Origin of the sequence: Phycicoccus endophyticus (assembly GCF_011326735.1) — a bacterium.
GTDB lineage: Bacteria > Actinomycetota > Actinomycetes > Actinomycetales > Dermatophilaceae > Phycicoccus > Phycicoccus endophyticus.
The window spans coordinates 265138-278832 of record NZ_JAANCN010000001.1 but is presented as its reverse complement, the minus strand read 5'-3'; the positions used below and the strand labels follow the sequence as shown (position 1 = coordinate 278832).

The 13695-nt window shown below is 73.6% G+C and carries 15 protein-coding genes; 3 read left to right on the top strand and 12 right to left on the bottom strand.

What is annotated here, in order from left to right; translation table 11 throughout:
* Positions 1-15: 15 nt before the first annotated feature.
* The 8 genes from pyrF to pyrR form a co-directional block, all read right to left on the bottom strand.
* Positions 16-879, bottom strand: a complete 864-nt coding sequence (gene pyrF, locus G8D98_RS01350; protein ID WP_166098078.1) for an orotidine-5'-phosphate decarboxylase — start codon at positions 877-879, stop codon at positions 16-18.
* Positions 876-1835, bottom strand: a complete 960-nt coding sequence (locus tag G8D98_RS01345) for a dihydroorotate dehydrogenase (RefSeq protein ID WP_166098074.1) — start codon at positions 1833-1835, stop codon at positions 876-878. Before G8D98_RS01345 ends, pyrF begins: the two co-directional genes overlap by 4 nt.
* A complete protein-coding gene (locus G8D98_RS01340; RefSeq protein ID WP_229661711.1) occupies positions 1835-2710 on the bottom strand; it encodes a dihydroorotate dehydrogenase electron transfer subunit in 876 nt (291 codons plus the stop codon). The genes G8D98_RS01345 and G8D98_RS01340 overlap by 1 nt, the downstream gene beginning before the upstream one ends.
* Positions 2707-6018 carry a carbamoyl-phosphate synthase large subunit gene (gene carB / locus G8D98_RS01335; RefSeq protein ID WP_166098072.1) on the bottom strand — a complete coding sequence of 1104 codons (3312 nt, stop codon included), beginning with the start codon at positions 6016-6018 and terminating at the stop codon, positions 2707-2709. Before carB ends, G8D98_RS01340 begins: the two co-directional genes overlap by 4 nt.
* Positions 6018-7166, bottom strand: coding sequence for a glutamine-hydrolyzing carbamoyl-phosphate synthase small subunit (gene carA / locus G8D98_RS01330; RefSeq protein WP_166098070.1), 1149 nt, complete (start codon positions 7164-7166; stop codon positions 6018-6020). Before carA ends, carB begins: the two co-directional genes overlap by 1 nt.
* On the bottom strand, positions 7160-8395 hold the full coding sequence (locus G8D98_RS01325; RefSeq protein ID WP_373868491.1) for a dihydroorotase: 1236 nt from the start codon (positions 8393-8395) through the stop codon (positions 7160-7162). The genes carA and G8D98_RS01325 overlap by 7 nt, the downstream gene beginning before the upstream one ends.
* A gap of 203 nt (positions 8396-8598) precedes the next feature.
* Complete coding sequence (locus G8D98_RS01320; protein ID WP_166098065.1) at positions 8599-9543, bottom strand: aspartate carbamoyltransferase catalytic subunit; 945 nt, start codon at positions 9541-9543, stop codon at positions 8599-8601.
* Positions 9540-10169, bottom strand: coding sequence for a bifunctional pyr operon transcriptional regulator/uracil phosphoribosyltransferase PyrR (pyrR, locus tag G8D98_RS01315; protein ID WP_268238607.1), 630 nt, complete (start codon positions 10167-10169; stop codon positions 9540-9542). Before pyrR ends, G8D98_RS01320 begins: the two co-directional genes overlap by 4 nt.
* Positions 10170-10308: 139 nt before the next feature.
* On the opposite strand from pyrR, the gene G8D98_RS01310 reads away from it, so the two are divergent.
* Positions 10309-11061, top strand: a complete 753-nt coding sequence (locus tag G8D98_RS01310; RefSeq protein WP_166098062.1) for a metallophosphoesterase family protein — start codon at positions 10309-10311, stop codon at positions 11059-11061.
* A gap of 11 nt (positions 11062-11072) precedes the next feature.
* On the opposite strand, the gene G8D98_RS01305 is transcribed toward G8D98_RS01310, so the two are convergent.
* Entirely contained in the window at positions 11073-11450 is a 378-nt protein-coding gene (locus tag G8D98_RS01305; RefSeq protein ID WP_166098059.1) for a hypothetical protein, read from the bottom strand.
* 170 nt (positions 11451-11620) lie between these two features.
* Between G8D98_RS01305 and G8D98_RS01300 the strand changes: the two genes are divergently transcribed.
* Both G8D98_RS01300 and G8D98_RS01295 read left to right on the top strand, forming a co-directional pair.
* A complete protein-coding gene (locus tag G8D98_RS01300) occupies positions 11621-11797 on the top strand; it encodes a hypothetical protein (RefSeq protein ID WP_166098057.1) in 177 nt (58 codons plus the stop codon).
* A 98-nt stretch (positions 11798-11895) separates the two neighbouring features.
* On the top strand, positions 11896-12102 hold the full coding sequence (locus G8D98_RS01295; RefSeq protein WP_166098054.1) for a dodecin: 207 nt from the start codon (positions 11896-11898) through the stop codon (positions 12100-12102).
* On the opposite strand, the gene G8D98_RS01290 is transcribed toward G8D98_RS01295, so the two are convergent.
* From G8D98_RS01290 to efp, 3 genes are read right to left on the bottom strand one after another with little or no spacing between them, the layout of a single operon-like run.
* Positions 12074-12616, bottom strand: a complete 543-nt coding sequence (locus tag G8D98_RS01290; protein ID WP_166098052.1) for a GNAT family N-acetyltransferase — start codon at positions 12614-12616, stop codon at positions 12074-12076. The genes G8D98_RS01295 and G8D98_RS01290 overlap by 29 nt on opposite strands.
* Entirely contained in the window at positions 12609-13022 is a 414-nt protein-coding gene (gene nusB / locus G8D98_RS01285; protein WP_166098049.1) for a transcription antitermination factor NusB, read from the bottom strand. The genes G8D98_RS01290 and nusB overlap by 8 nt, the downstream gene beginning before the upstream one ends.
* Positions 13023-13025: 3 nt before the next feature.
* A complete protein-coding gene (efp, locus tag G8D98_RS01280; RefSeq protein ID WP_166098047.1) occupies positions 13026-13586 on the bottom strand; it encodes an elongation factor P in 561 nt (186 codons plus the stop codon).
* Between the last annotated feature and the right edge of the window lie 109 nt (positions 13587-13695).

Here is a 13695-nt window from a genome sequence, read left to right as displayed (position 1 = left end):
ACCAGCCCCGTCGCGTCAGGACCGGGCCGCCGTGGCGAGCGCGCCGAGGCTCTCGGCAGCCGAGCGCGCCGCGGCCCGCAGCGCCGTCACGTCCGGGCCCGCGGAGAGCACCTCGCGCGAGCTGGACCCGAGCACCTGGGGCAGGGCCTCCCCGAAGGCGGCACGCAGCCCCTGCGGGGTGCCGCCCTGGGCGCCGAGGCCCGGGGCGAGCAGCGGGGCGGCCGAGCCGGCCAGGTCGAGCCCGAGCTCGTGCACCGCACCCCCCACGGTCGCGCCGAGGACCATGCCCACCGAGCCCAGGGTCCCCTCGGCGCGGGCCCGGGCGTTGTCGGCGCTCACCCCGGCGACCATCGAGGCGGCGACGCTCTCGCCGGCCCGCACCGCGTGCTGCACCGAGGGGCCCTCGGGGTTGGACGTGAGCGTCAGCACGAACACCCCCCGGCCGGTCGCGGCGGCGAGGTCGAGCGCGGGGCGCAGCGACCCGTACCCGAGGTAGGGGCTGAGCGTCACAGCGTCGGCCCGCAGCGGTGAGTCGTCGGCAAGGTAGGCCTGCGCGTAGCCGGCCATGGTCGTCCCGATGTCACCGCGCTTGGCGTCGAGCAGGGCGAGCGTGCCGGCGTCGCGCAGGCCCGCGAGCGTGCGCTCGAGGACGGCGACCCCGCGGGAGCCGAACCGCTCGAAGAAGGCCGACTGCGGCTTGACGCACGCCACGTGCCCCCCGAAGGCGGCCACACACGCCTCCGCGAAGCGCTCGAGGCCGTCGACGGTGTCCGCCAGCCCCCACGCCTGGAGCAGTGCCGGGTGCGGGTCGATGCCCGGGCAGAAGGGGCCGTGCGCGTCCATCGCGGCGCGCAGGCGGGTCCCGAAGGGCGGGGTCATGGGCGGACCATCCTCTCGTGGGCGATGCCGACGAGGTCGGCGAAGCGTTCGACGCCGTGCCGGGCGGCCTCGGCCTCGAGCTCGGTGAGGACCCGTCGGGGAGCCGACGGGTCGTTGAACGTCGCGGTACCGACCTGGACCGCGCTCGCCCCCGCCGCGACGAGCTCGAGGGCGTCGGTGCCCGTGCGGACCCCCCCGACCCCGACGACGGGCGCCGTGGGCAGGGTGCCCGAGCGCATGGCGGCGGTGACCTGCCAGATGGCGCGCACGGCGACCGGGCGGATCGCGGGGCCGGAGAGGCCGCCGGTGACACCGGCGAGCCGCGGCCGCAGCAGGTCGGTGTCGATGACGATGCCGAGGAGGGTGTTGACCATGGTCAGGGCGTCGGCACCCGCCCCGAGGGCCGCACCGGCGATCGTGACGATGTCGGTGACGTCCGGCGTCAGCTTGGCGAGCACCGGCACCTCCGCGGGGACCCGGGCCCGCACGATCCGCACGACCCGCTCGGAGGAGACGGGGTCGCAGGCGAAGACCAGGCCCCGGTTGGCGACGTTGGGGCAGGAGATGTTCGCCTCCACCCCGACGACGCACCCCCAGGCGGGCGAGCCGACGAGGCGCTGGACGACCTCGCCGAACTCCTCGGCGGTGTTCCCCGCCACCGAGACCACGACGCGGGCCCCCTGCTGCTCGAGCCAGGGCAGGTCGTGCTCGCAGAATGCGTCGATCCCCGGCCCCTGGAGGCCGATCGAGTTGAGCATGCCCGAGGGTGTCTCGGCCATCCGCGGCGTCGGCCGGCCCGAGCGGGGGTCGCGCATCACCGTCTTCGTGACGAACGCCCCAAGCTCGGCGACGGGGAAGAACCGGTTGAGCTCGGTGCCGTTGGCGGCGCAGCCCGAGGCGGTCATCACCGGGTTGGGCAGGGTGGTGCCGGCGAGCACCGTGCGCATGTCGACCATCAGTGGCCCCCCGGGTGCGGCGCGCCGAGCGCGTCCTCGGGGACCCGGGTGACCCCGTCGCCGATGGCGTCCCAGCGCACCCGGTCGCCGCGGAAGACCGGGCCGCCCACGCACGAGCGCACCATCCGGGTCACGCCGTCGCCGCCGCGGACCGGCAGGACACACGTCATGCACACCCCGATGCCGCACGCCATCGACTCCTCGACCGCGACCTGGGCGACGGCGCCGTGCGCGGAGGCGACCTCGGTGACCGAGCGCAGCATCCCCATCGGGCCGCACGCGTAGACGACCCCGGCGCCGAGGCGGTCGACGACGTCCCCGAGGACGTCCGAGACCCAGCCGCGGTGCCCGGCCGAGCCGTCGTCGGTCGTCACCGTCACGCCGTCGGCGCTGCGCCGGGCCTGCAGGACGCCGAAGAGGCGGTCCTCCGACGCGGCGCCGAGCACCATCTCGACCGGGCAGCCCCGCTCGCGCAGCACCTCGGCGAGCCAGAACAGCGGCGCGGAGCCGTAGCCGCCGCCGACGAGGACGCACGGCACCGGCTCGGTGGGCAGCGGGAAGGGCCTCCCGAGCGGGCCGACGACGTCGACGGGGTCGTGCACGCGCAGGGACGTCAGCCACCGGGTGCCCGCCCCCCGGGCGGCCACGACGACGTCGACCGTGCCGCCGTAGGTGCCCGAAGGGGTGACGCGGTGGATGGAGAAGCACCGCCGCAGCAGGGTGGCCGAGGTCGCCCCCCCGACGGCGAGCGCCACGAACTGCCCGGGTGCCGCGAGCTCGGCCACGCCCGGGGCCACGAGCGTCAGGTGGTGGTAGGCACCGGCCCGGCGGCTGGCGATGAGCTCGCCGCCGACCTGGAGCACCCCTGCGTTCACGGCGTGGCCTCGACGCCGTGCAGGTCGAGGGCGGCCGCGTGCTCCTGGAGGGAACGCACGCCGAGGTCGTCGCGCTGGACGGCCTCGATGGCCAGCACGGCCGCGGACAGCTGCTGGACGGTCGTGATGATCGGCCGGTCCATCGCCGTCGTGGCAGCCCGGATCGCGTAGCCGTCGGCCCGGGTCGTCGCGCTCGGCCCGCTCGGGGAGTTGACGACCATGGCGATCTCCCCCGCGTTGATCAGGTCGACGACCGACTGGTCCCCCTCGCCGCGCTCGGCGTGCTTGAGGACGACGTCGGCCTCGATCCCGTTGCGCCGCAGCACCTCGGCCGTGCCCGACGTGGACAGGATGCGGAAGCCGAGGTCGACGAGCCGCCCGACCGGGAAGATGATCGCCCGCTTGTCGCGGTTGGCGACCGAGACGAAGACCGTGCCCGTCGTCGGCAGCCCACCGATCGCGGCGAGCTGTGCCTTGGCGAACGCGCGCCCGAAGTCGTGGTCGATGCCCATGACCTCGCCGGTGGAGCGCATCTCCGGGCCGAGGAGGCTGTCGACGACGAGCCCGTCGTCGGTGCGGAAGCGCTTGAACGGCAGGACCACCTCCTTGACCGACACCGGTGCCGTCACCGGCAGCCGCGCTCCGTCGGTGTGCCGTGGCAGCAGGCCCTCCTCGCGCAGCTGCGCGAGCGATGACCCGAGCATGACCCGCGCGGCGGCCTTGGCCAAGGCGACGCCGGTGGCCTTGGCGACAAAGGGGACGGTCCGCGAGGCGCGCGGGTTGGCCTCGAGCACGTAGAGGATGTCCTGGGCGAGGGCGAACTGGACGTTCATCAGCCCGCGGACCCCGATGCCCTCGGCGAGCCGCCGGGTCGACTCGCGGACCCGCTCGATCTCGCTCGCGCCGAGGGTGACCGGCGGCAGGGTGCACGAGGAGTCGCCGGAGTGGATGCCCGCCTCCTCAATGTGCTCCATGATCCCGCCGACGTACATCTCCTCGCCGTCGTAGAGGACGTCGACGTCGATCTCGATGGCGTCGTCGAGGAAGCGGTCGACGAGGACCGGGTGGTCGGGGCTGGCGACGGTGGCGCGTTCGACGTACCCGGTGAGGGTCTCGTCGTCGTAGACGATCTCCATCCCGCGCCCGCCGAGGACGTACGAGGGCCGCACGAGCACCGGGTAGCCGATCTCGCGGGCGATCTCGACCGCCTCCGCGGCGCTGTACGCCGTGCCGTGCTTGGGGGCGGGCAGCGACGCGTCGTGCAGCACCCGGGAGAACGCCCCGCGGTCCTCGGCGAGGTCGATCGCCTCGGGCGAGGTGCCGACGATCGGCACGCCGGCCTCCTGCAGGGCACCGGCGAGCCCGAGCGGCGTCTGGCCCCCGAGCTGGACGACGACGCCGGCGACCGGGCCGGCCTGCTGCTCGGCGTGGACGACCTCGAGGACGTCCTCGAGGGTCAGCGGCTCGAAGTAGAGCCGGCTGCTCGTGTCGTAGTCGGTCGAGACCGTCTCCGGGTTGCAGTTGACCATGACCGTGTCGTAGCCGGCCTCGCGCAGGGCGAAGCTGGCGTGCACGCACGAGTAGTCGAACTCGACGCCCTGGCCGATCCGGTTCGGGCCGGACCCGAGGATGACGACGGCCTCCCGCTCGCGGGGGGCCACCTCGCTCTCCTCGTCGTAGGCGCTGTAGTGGTAGGGCGTGCGGGCGGCGAACTCCGCGGCGCAGGTGTCGACCGTCTTGTAGACCGGGCGGACCCCGAGCGCGTGCCGCACCCCGCGCACGACGGCCTCGGGCATCGTGCGCAGCGCCGCGAGCTGGGCGTCGCTGAAGCCGTGTCGCTTGGCGAGGCGGAGCAGGTCCGGGGTGAGCTCGTCGGCGGCCGAGACCGTCTCCGCGAGCTCGTTGAGCAGGGCCACCTGGTCGAGGAACCACGGGTCGATGCCCGTCGCGTCGTGGACCTCCTCGACCGACAGCCCGCCGCGCAGCGCCTGCTGCACCTGGACGATCCGCCCGTCGGTGGGGCGGCGCGCCGCCTCGAGCAGGGCGCGGGCCTCCTCGGGGGTCGGCACGGGGCCGTCCCAGTGGAAGCTGCTGCCGGGCCGCTCGAGCGAGCGCAGCGCCTTCTGCAGCGCCTCGGTGAAGGAGCGGCCGATGGCCATCGCCTCCCCGACCGACTTCATCGTCGTCGTCAGGGTGTCGTCCGCGGCGGGGAACTTCTCGAAGGCGAACCGGGGGGCCTTGACGACGACGTAGTCGAGGGTCGGCTCGAAGGACGCCGGCGTCTCCTGGGTGATGTCGTTGGGCACCTCGTCGAGGGTGTAGCCGACCGCGAGCTTGGCGGCGATCTTCGCGATGGGGAACCCGGTCGCCTTCGAGGCCAGGGCCGAGGAGCGCGACACGCGGGGGTTCATCTCGATGACGATGACCCGCCCGTCGCGCGGGTTGACGGCGAACTGGATGTTGCAGCCGCCGGTGTCGACCCCGACCTCGCGGATGACGGCGATGCCGATGTCGCGCAGCCGCTGGTACTCGCGGTCGGTGAGGGTCAGGGCCGGCGCCACGGTGACCGAGTCACCCGTGTGCACCCCCATGGGGTCGAGGTTCTCGATCGAGCACACGACGACGACGTTGTCGGCCCGGTCGCGCATGAGCTCGAGCTCGTACTCCTTCCAGCCGAGGATCGACTCCTCGAGCAGGACCTCGGTGACCGGGGAGTACTGCAGGCCCGCGCCGGCGATCCGGCGCAGCTCCTCGGGCGTGTGCGCGAACCCGGAGCCCAGGCCGCCCATCGTGAAGGACGGGCGCACGACGACGGGGTAGCCGAGGTCGTCCGCGGCCTCGAGGACCTCCGCCATCGTGTGGCAGATGGCCGAGCGGGCCGACTCGGCGCCGCAGCGCTGCACGACCCCCTTGAACCGCTCACGGTTCTCGCCGAGCTCGATGGCCTCGACGTTGGCCCCGATCAGGGGGCAGTCGTACTTCTCGAGGACTCCGCGCTCGTGCAACTCGACGGCGCAGTTGAGGGCCGTCTGGCCACCGAGGGTGGCGAGCACGGCGTCCGGGCGCTCGTGGGCGATGATCTTCTCGACGACCTCGGGGGTGATCGGCTCGACGTACGTGGCGTCGGCGAACTCCGGGTCGGTCATGATCGTCGCGGGGTTGGAGTTGACGAGGACGACCCGGATGCCCTCGTCGCGCAGGACGCGGCAGGCCTGGGTACCTGAGTAGTCGAACTCGCAGGCCTGGCCGATGACGATCGGGCCGGAGCCGATGACGAGGACGCTCGTGATGTCGTCGCGCTTCGGCATCAGGCGCGCACCTCCTGCTGGGTGGTCATGAGGTCGATGAACCGGTCGAAGAGGTAGGCCGCGTCGTGCGGGCCGGCCGCGGCCTCGGGGTGGTACTGGACCGAGAACGCCGCGAGGCGCCCGTCGCGGCGCACCTCCAGCCCCTCGACGACGTCGTCGTTGAGGCAGACGTGGCTGACGCTCGCGCTGCCGAACTCGGTCTCGGTCGGGTGGTCGAGGGGGGCGTCGACGGCGAACCCGTGGTTGTGCGCCGTCACCTCGACCTTGCCGGTCGTGCGGTCCATGACCGGCTGGTTGATCCCGCGGTGCCCGTACTTGAGCTTGTAGGTGCCGAACCCGAGCGCCCGGCCGAGGATCTGGTTGCCGAAGCAGATCCCGAAGTACGGGATACCGGCCCCGAGCACGCCGCGGAGCAGCTCGGCCTGGACCCGGGCCGTCGCCGGGTCACCGGGGCCGTTGGAGAAGAAGACGCCGTCGGCGCCGGTGGCGCGCACCTGCTCGAGGGTGGCGGTCGCCGGCAGGACGTGGACGTCAAGGCCCCGCTCGGCCATCATCCGCGGGGTCATCGACTTGATCCCGAGGTCGACCGCGGCGACCGTGAGCCGGCGCTCGCCCACGGCGGGCACGACGTACGGCTGGGCGGTCGCGACCTCGCCGGCGAGGTCGGCACCGCTCATCGGCGGCGCCGAGCGCACGCGTCGCAGCAGCTCCTCGGGGTCGTGCGTCGCGTCCGGGCCGGAGAAGACACCCACCCGCATCGCCCCCCGCTCGCGCAGGTGCCGGGTGAGGGCGCGGGTGTCGACGTCACAGATGCCGACGACGCCCTGCGCGTCCAGCTCGTCCTCGAGCGTGCGCGCGCTGCGCCAGCTCGAGGGGCGCAGCGCCGGGTCGCGCACGACGTAGCCGGCGACCCAGATCCGCCCGGACTCGTCGTCCTCGTCGTTCCAGCCGGTGTTGCCGATGTGCGGCGCCGTCATGACGACCACCTGGTGGTGGTAGCTGGGGTCGGTGAGGGTCTCCTGGTAGCCGGTCATGCCGGTGGCGAAGACCGCCTCGCCGACCGTGGCGCCGCGGTGGCCGAAGGCGTGGCCGGTGAAGGTGCGGCCGTCCTCGAGGACGAGGACGGCGGGCTCGCGGGGGGTCAGCACGGTGCGGGCTCTCCTTCCCGGGCGGTGGTCTCACCGCGCAGGATCGTGGTGTGGACCGCGCCGGTGAGGGAGCGGCCGTGCCAGGGGCTGTTGCGGGACAGGGACGCCGACGCGTCACGGTCGACGGTGACGCTCGCCGCGGGGTCGACGAGCACGAGGTTGGCGGGCTCGCCCGGCCGCAGCGGTCGTCCGTGCCCCGTCAGCCCGGCGATCCGCGCCGGGTTGAGCGACATCACCCGCGCGAGGTCGGACATCGACATCCTGCCCGGTGCGACGAGCAGGTCGTGGACCACGGCGAATGCGGTCTCGAGGCCGAGCATCCCGAAGGCCGCGTCGACGAACGCGTGCTCCTTGTCGTGGCGGGCATGGGGGGCGTGGTCGGTGGCCACCGCGTCGATCGTCCCGTCGAGCAGGCCCTCGGCGAGGGCCTCGCGGTCCTCGGCGGGACGCAGCGGCGGGTTGACCTTGTAGACCGGGTCGTAGCCGGTGAGCAGGTCGGTCCCCAGGGCGAGGTGGTGGGGGGTGACCTCAGCGGTCATCCGGATGCCGCGCGCCTTGGCCCAGCGCACGACGTCGAGGCCCTCGGCCGTCGTCACGTGGGCGACGTGCACCCGTCCACCGGTGTGCTCGGCGAGCATCGCGTCGCGGGCGATGATGCTCGCCTCGGCCACCGGCGGCCAGCCGGGCAGCCCGAGGCGCCCGGAGAGCTCACCCTCGTGACAGCAGGCCTGCGGCCCGGCGAGCGCGGGGTCCTGGCTGTGCTGGCTGATGACGCCGTCGACGGCGCGCAGGTACTCCAGCGCGCGGCGCATCACCCGGCCGTCGGAGACGCAGTGCCCGTCGTCGGAGAAGACCCGCACGCGGGCGCGGCTGCGGTGCATGAGGCCCAGCTCGGCCAGCTCGGTGCCCGCGAGCCCCTTGGTGACGGCGCCGATGGGGACGACGTCGACGAGCCCGCAGGCCAGCCCGAGCTCGACGATGTGCTCGGCCGCCTCCGCGGTGTCGGTGACGGGGGTCGTGTTCGCCATCGCGAGCACCGCCGTGTAGCCCCCGGCGGCCGCGGCCCGGGACCCGGAGGCCACGGTCTCGGCGTCCTCGCGGCCCGGCTGGCGCAGGTGGGTGTGCAGGTCGACGAACCCGGGCAGAGCGGTCAGCCCGTCGGCGTCCAGACGCTCGAGCCCCTCGGTGTCCTCGACGGTCCCGACCTCGGTGACGAGGCCCTCGCGCAGGGCGAGGTCGCCGCGGCGGGGCGTGCCGTCGGGCTCGTACCAGGTGACCCCGGTCAGCAGCAGGTCTCTCGACGTCGAGACTCGACCAATAGGTCGATCCGGGAACACGCCACCGTCACCGACGTGACCTATTGGTCGATTCGAGGACGCGTGGCCGTCACCGACGTGACCTATTGGTCGATTCGAGGACGGGTTCGTCGGGGTCATGCCGTCACCTCCTCACCGGCGAGCAGGTGGTAGAGGACGGCCATCCGCACCGCCACGCCCGCGGACACCTGGTCCAGCACGAGGCTGCTCGCCGCGTCGGCGGCGTCGGCGCTGATCTCCAGCCCCCGGTTCATCGGCCCCGGGTGGCAGATCACCGCGTCGGGGTTGGCCGAGGTCAGGGCACGCAGCCGCTCGCGGGTCAGGCCGTACCCCACGGTGTACTCCCTCGGGGTCGGGAAGAAGCCGCCGCTCATCCGCTCCCGCTGGACGCGCAGCATCATCACGGCGTCTGGGCCGTCGGCGAGCACGGCGTCGAGGTCGTCGGCCAGGGTCAGCCCGTCGGCCCGCGCCCACGACGCGATGCCGCTCGGCATGAGCGTCGGCGGCGCGACGAGGGTGACCTCCGCCCCGAGCGTGCGCAGCGTGATCGCGTTGGAGCGGAACACCCGGCTGTGGGTGAGGTCTCCGACGATCGCGACCCTGCGGCCCTCGAGGTCGCCGAGGCGCGCCTCCATCGTGTAGGCGTCGAGCAGCGCCTGGGTGGGGTGCTCGTGCGTGCCGTCGCCGGCGTTGACGACGCTGGCGTCCACCCACTGGGCCACCTGGTGGGCGGCGCCGCTGGCCATGTGCCGGATGACGACGCAGTCGACGCTCATGGCGTCGATGGTCATCACGGTGTCGCGCAGGCTCTCCCCCTTGCTCGTCGAGGATCCCTTGCCGGTGATGTTGATGGTGTCCGCCGACATCCACTTGCCGGCGATCTCGAAGCTCGAGCGGGTGCGCGTGGAGTCCTCGAAGAAGAGGTTGATGACGGTGCGCCCGCGCAGCGTCGGCAGCTTCTTGACGTCGCGGCGCTGGACCTCGTGCATCTCGGCGGCCGTGGCGAGCAGCGCGCGGACGTCGTCGCGACCGAGGTCGGCGCTGGAGAGCAGATGCCTCACGCGGCACCCCCCGGCCCGGAGGGGTGCCCGGCGCGGGTCTCCCCGGCGGCGATGGTCACCGACTCCTCCTCGTCGTCGACGCCGGTGAGGCGCACCATGACCCGCTCCGAGTGGGCCGTCGGCAGGTTCTTGCCGACGTGGTCGGCGCGGATCGGCAGCTCGCGGTGCCCCCGGTCGACGAGGACCGCGAGGCGCACCGCCCGGGGACGGCCGAGGTCGGAGAGGGCGTCGAGCGCCGCGCGGATGGTGCGTCCCGAGTAGAGGACGTCGTCGACGAGGACGACGACCTTGTCGTCGACGCCGCCGGCGGGGATCCGGGTCGGCATCGGCGCGCGCGTCGGCTGGCGCCGCAGGTCGTCGCGGAACATCGTGATGTCGAGCTCGCCGACGGGGACCTCCGCCCCCTCCATCTCCTGCAGCAGGGCCCCGAGGCGGCGGGAGAGCTCGACTCCGCGGGTGGGAATGCCGAGAAGGACGAGGTCGGCGGCGCCCTTGTTGCGCTCGACGATCTCGTGGGCGATGCGGCGCAGGGCCCGGGCGACGTCCGGAGCGCTCATCACGGTGCGGGGGGCACCGGGAGCGCCGGGGTCGGCTCCGGCGGGCTGCAGGTCGTCGGCGCGCGGCATCCGCGGCGACCTCCTTCCCTGCCTCACGGGACAGGTCGTTAAAGGACGTCTGGCGGTGCTCACTCTACGACGTCCCCACCGGTTGCGCTGACAGCGGACCACCGGGCGGACGGGGCGTGTCCGCCCTAGGGTCGCGGTCATGGGCGAGCCGGCGAGCGTGGCGCTCCTCTCCGACGTGCACGGGGTGCTGCCGGTGCTGGAGGCGGTCCTCGCCGAGCCGGACGTGCGCTCGGCAGACCTGGTCGTCGTCACCGGGGACATCGTCTCGGGCCCGATGCCGCTCGAGACGCTCGACGCACTCGGGGCGCTCGGGCCGCGGGTGCTGCTCGTACGGGGCAACGCCGACCGCGAGGTCGTCGAGGTCGCGCGGGGCGGGCACTGCCCCCATCCGGAGTCGGTCTTCGCCGCCGGCTCGCTGCGTCCGGACCAGGTCGACGTGCTCGCCGCGCTCCCCCACCCCGTCGTGCGCCCGGTCGCGGGCTTCGGCGAGGTGCTGTTCTGCCACGGCAGCCCGCGCGACGACGACGAGGTCGTGCTCGTCGACACCCGGCTCGAGCGCTGGGGCGAGGCACTCGCCGACGTCCCGGAGCACGTGCGGACGGTCTGCTGCGGTCACACGCACATGCCCTTCGTCCGGCTCGTCGACCGCCGCCTCGTCGTCAACCCCGGCAGCGTCGGGATGCCGTACGGACGGGTCGGTGGCGCGTGGGCGCTGCTGCACGACGGGCAGGTCACGCTGCGACACACCGCCGTCGACGTGGACTCCGTCTGCGCGCAGATCGTCGCCGAGTCGGCCTACCCGGACGCGGCAGCCTGGGCCGACGAGTACGTGCGCGGCGAGCACTCCGACGCGGTGGCGCTCACCGTGTTCGGGCCGCGCGACGGTCGCTGAGCGCCGGCGGGTCAGGCCGTGTGGCGCGCGGGGCGGAACCCCGAGCAGAGCACCCGCAGGTGCACGATGCGGTCGCCGTCGGTGCGGTAGTACACCTGCTGCTCGGCGGTGTGGTCGCCGTCGCCGTTGTGCAGCGCGAGGCGGTACGACACCCGCTCGGTGTCCTCGACCGGGGCGCCGGTCGTGACGTCGAGCAGGGCCAGCACCTCGTCGGCATCCTCGAACCACGAGCCGAAGAGCACGTCGACGAGCTCGTCGGCGCTCGAGCCGGCCCAGGCCCGGCCGGGGGTCAGGCCGCGGAAGTCGACGTCGGGGGTGACGAGGGCGCGCACGGCGGCGGGGTCCTTGGCGGCGATGGCGCGGGCGAGCCGCGGCCCGAGGGTGGTCACCAGCACAGTGTGCGACGGTGGCCGCCGGCTGCCAACCGGGGCCGCCCGGCCCCGCGCCCGTCGTCGTGACGGGTGTCATCCGATCCGTGAGACACATAACCCTTCACGATGGGTCAGATAACGTCGCGTGATGCACTAGGCGGACATCCCACCGTGGAAGGAGGCCAGTCGTGAACCCGCACCCCACGAGCACCCCCTCTGACGCCTCGATGTGTCCGGACGCCGACCGCCCGGGCACCCCCCGGTCGCTCTTCCCGCCGGCGGATGCCGACGCCGAGACCTACCGCGACTGGCTGGCCTCCTCGCCGTGGCCGGAGGTCGTCTTCGCGAGCGCCGGCGCCCGCTGAGGCCGGCGCCCCGGGTGCTGGCGCGCCCGGGCCCGGACCGGGAGGATCCAGGGACCGGGGCCCGCCACCGGGCGGCCCCACGGCGAGAGGGTGCAGCGATGGCGCACACCTACGGCATCAGCGAGGTCGTCGGGACCTCGACCACCTCGGTCGACGACGCGATCAGCACCGCGATCGCGCGGGCCCACACGACGGTGCGCGGGCTGGACTGGTTCGAGGTCACCGAGATCCGCGGCCACCTCGAGGACGGCGCCGTGGCGCACTACCAGGTGGGCCTCAAGCTCGGCTTCCGGCTCGAGGACTGACGCCGGCCGCTCCGACGTCGCGCCGCATCGCGACGCGGCGGCCGTGCTGGGCGAGGCCGAGGAGGTCCTCCGCGGCGAGCACCGGGGCGAGTCGTGCGGGCGGGTCGACCTCGGCGTAGCCGTGGCGCGCGTACCACGGGCCGTTCCACGGCACGTCGGCGTAGGTGACGAGCGTGACCTCCGCCCCGCCGCGAGTGGCCACCTCGGCGTGCGTCGCCGCGAGCAGCCGCCCGCCGTGCCCGCGCCGCTGCCACGGCGGGTCGACGGCGAGCTGCTCGAGGTGCCAGTGCCCACCGAGCTGGACGACGTGGGCGAACCCGACGACCCGGCCCGCCTCCGTCGCGGTGAGGAGGAAGCCCGGCTCGCGGGCACGGTCCTCCCCCGGCGTCGCGGCCGGCCAGTCGACGCCGCCGAACAGCCGGGCGAACTGCTCGTCGCCGGCGTCCTCGATCGGCGCGAACGCGGGCAGGTCGGCCGCCGTGGCGACCCGGACGGCGGACAGCCCGTCAGGCAAGGGTCGGCTTGACCTCGGCGAGACGGGCGAGCAGCCCGTTGACGAAGCGGGGGCTGTCGTCGGTGCTCAGCTCGGTGGCGAGAGAGACCCACTCGCTGATCGCGACCCCCTCGGGCACGTCGCCGGAGAACAGGACCTCCCAGGCGCCGAGCCGCAGGATCGCGCGGTCGACCGCCGGCATCCGCTCCAGCGTCCAGCCCTGCGAGTACGTCGTGATGAGCTCGTCGAGCTGTCCACGGCGCTCGGCGACCCCCGAGACCAGGTCGGCCGTCAGCTCGGGCAGTGGGTGCTCGGTGACCGGCGCCGCCAGCCGCTCACGCAGCAGCTCCGCGGCGTCGACGCCCCGCTGCTCCGCCTCGAACAGCAGGTCGAGGGCGCGCTTGCGGGCCTTGGTACGAGCGGCCACGGGTCAGCTGACCCGGCCGAGGTAGGAGCCGTCGCGGGTGTCGACCTTGATCTTCGTGCCCTGCTCGAGGAAGAGCGGGACCTGGATCTCGGCGCCGGTCTCGAGCGTCGCGGGCTTGGTGCCGCCGCTCGAACGGTCGCCCTGCAGGCCGGGCTCGGTGTAGGCGATCTCGAGGACGACGGACGCCGGCAGCTCGATGTAGAGCACGTTCCCCTCGTGCCGCGCGACGACGGCGTCCTGGTTCTCCATCATGAACTTCGCCGCGTCGCCGACGACCTCCGGGCTCACCGGCAGCTGGTCGTAGGTGTCGGGGTCCATGAAGATGAAGTCGGTGCCGTCGTTGTACAGGTACTGCATCGTGCGCTTGTCGACGTTGGCCGTCTCGACCTTGACGCCGGCGTTGAAGGTCTTGTCGACGACCTTCCCGGACAGGACGTTCTTCAGCTTGGTCCGCACGAAGGCCGGACCCTTGCCGGGCTTGACGTGCTGGAACTCCACGACGGACCACAACTGGCCCTCGAGGTTGAGCACGATGCCGTTCTTGAGGTCGTTGGTCGATGCCACTGCGCTCGGGTCTCTCTCCTGGTCGGTGGGGCCGCGCCGCCGCACGGGCGCGCGTCACCCCTGCGAAAGGTCGGGGATCGAGCGCCATCGTACCGCCCCGCCGGCCACC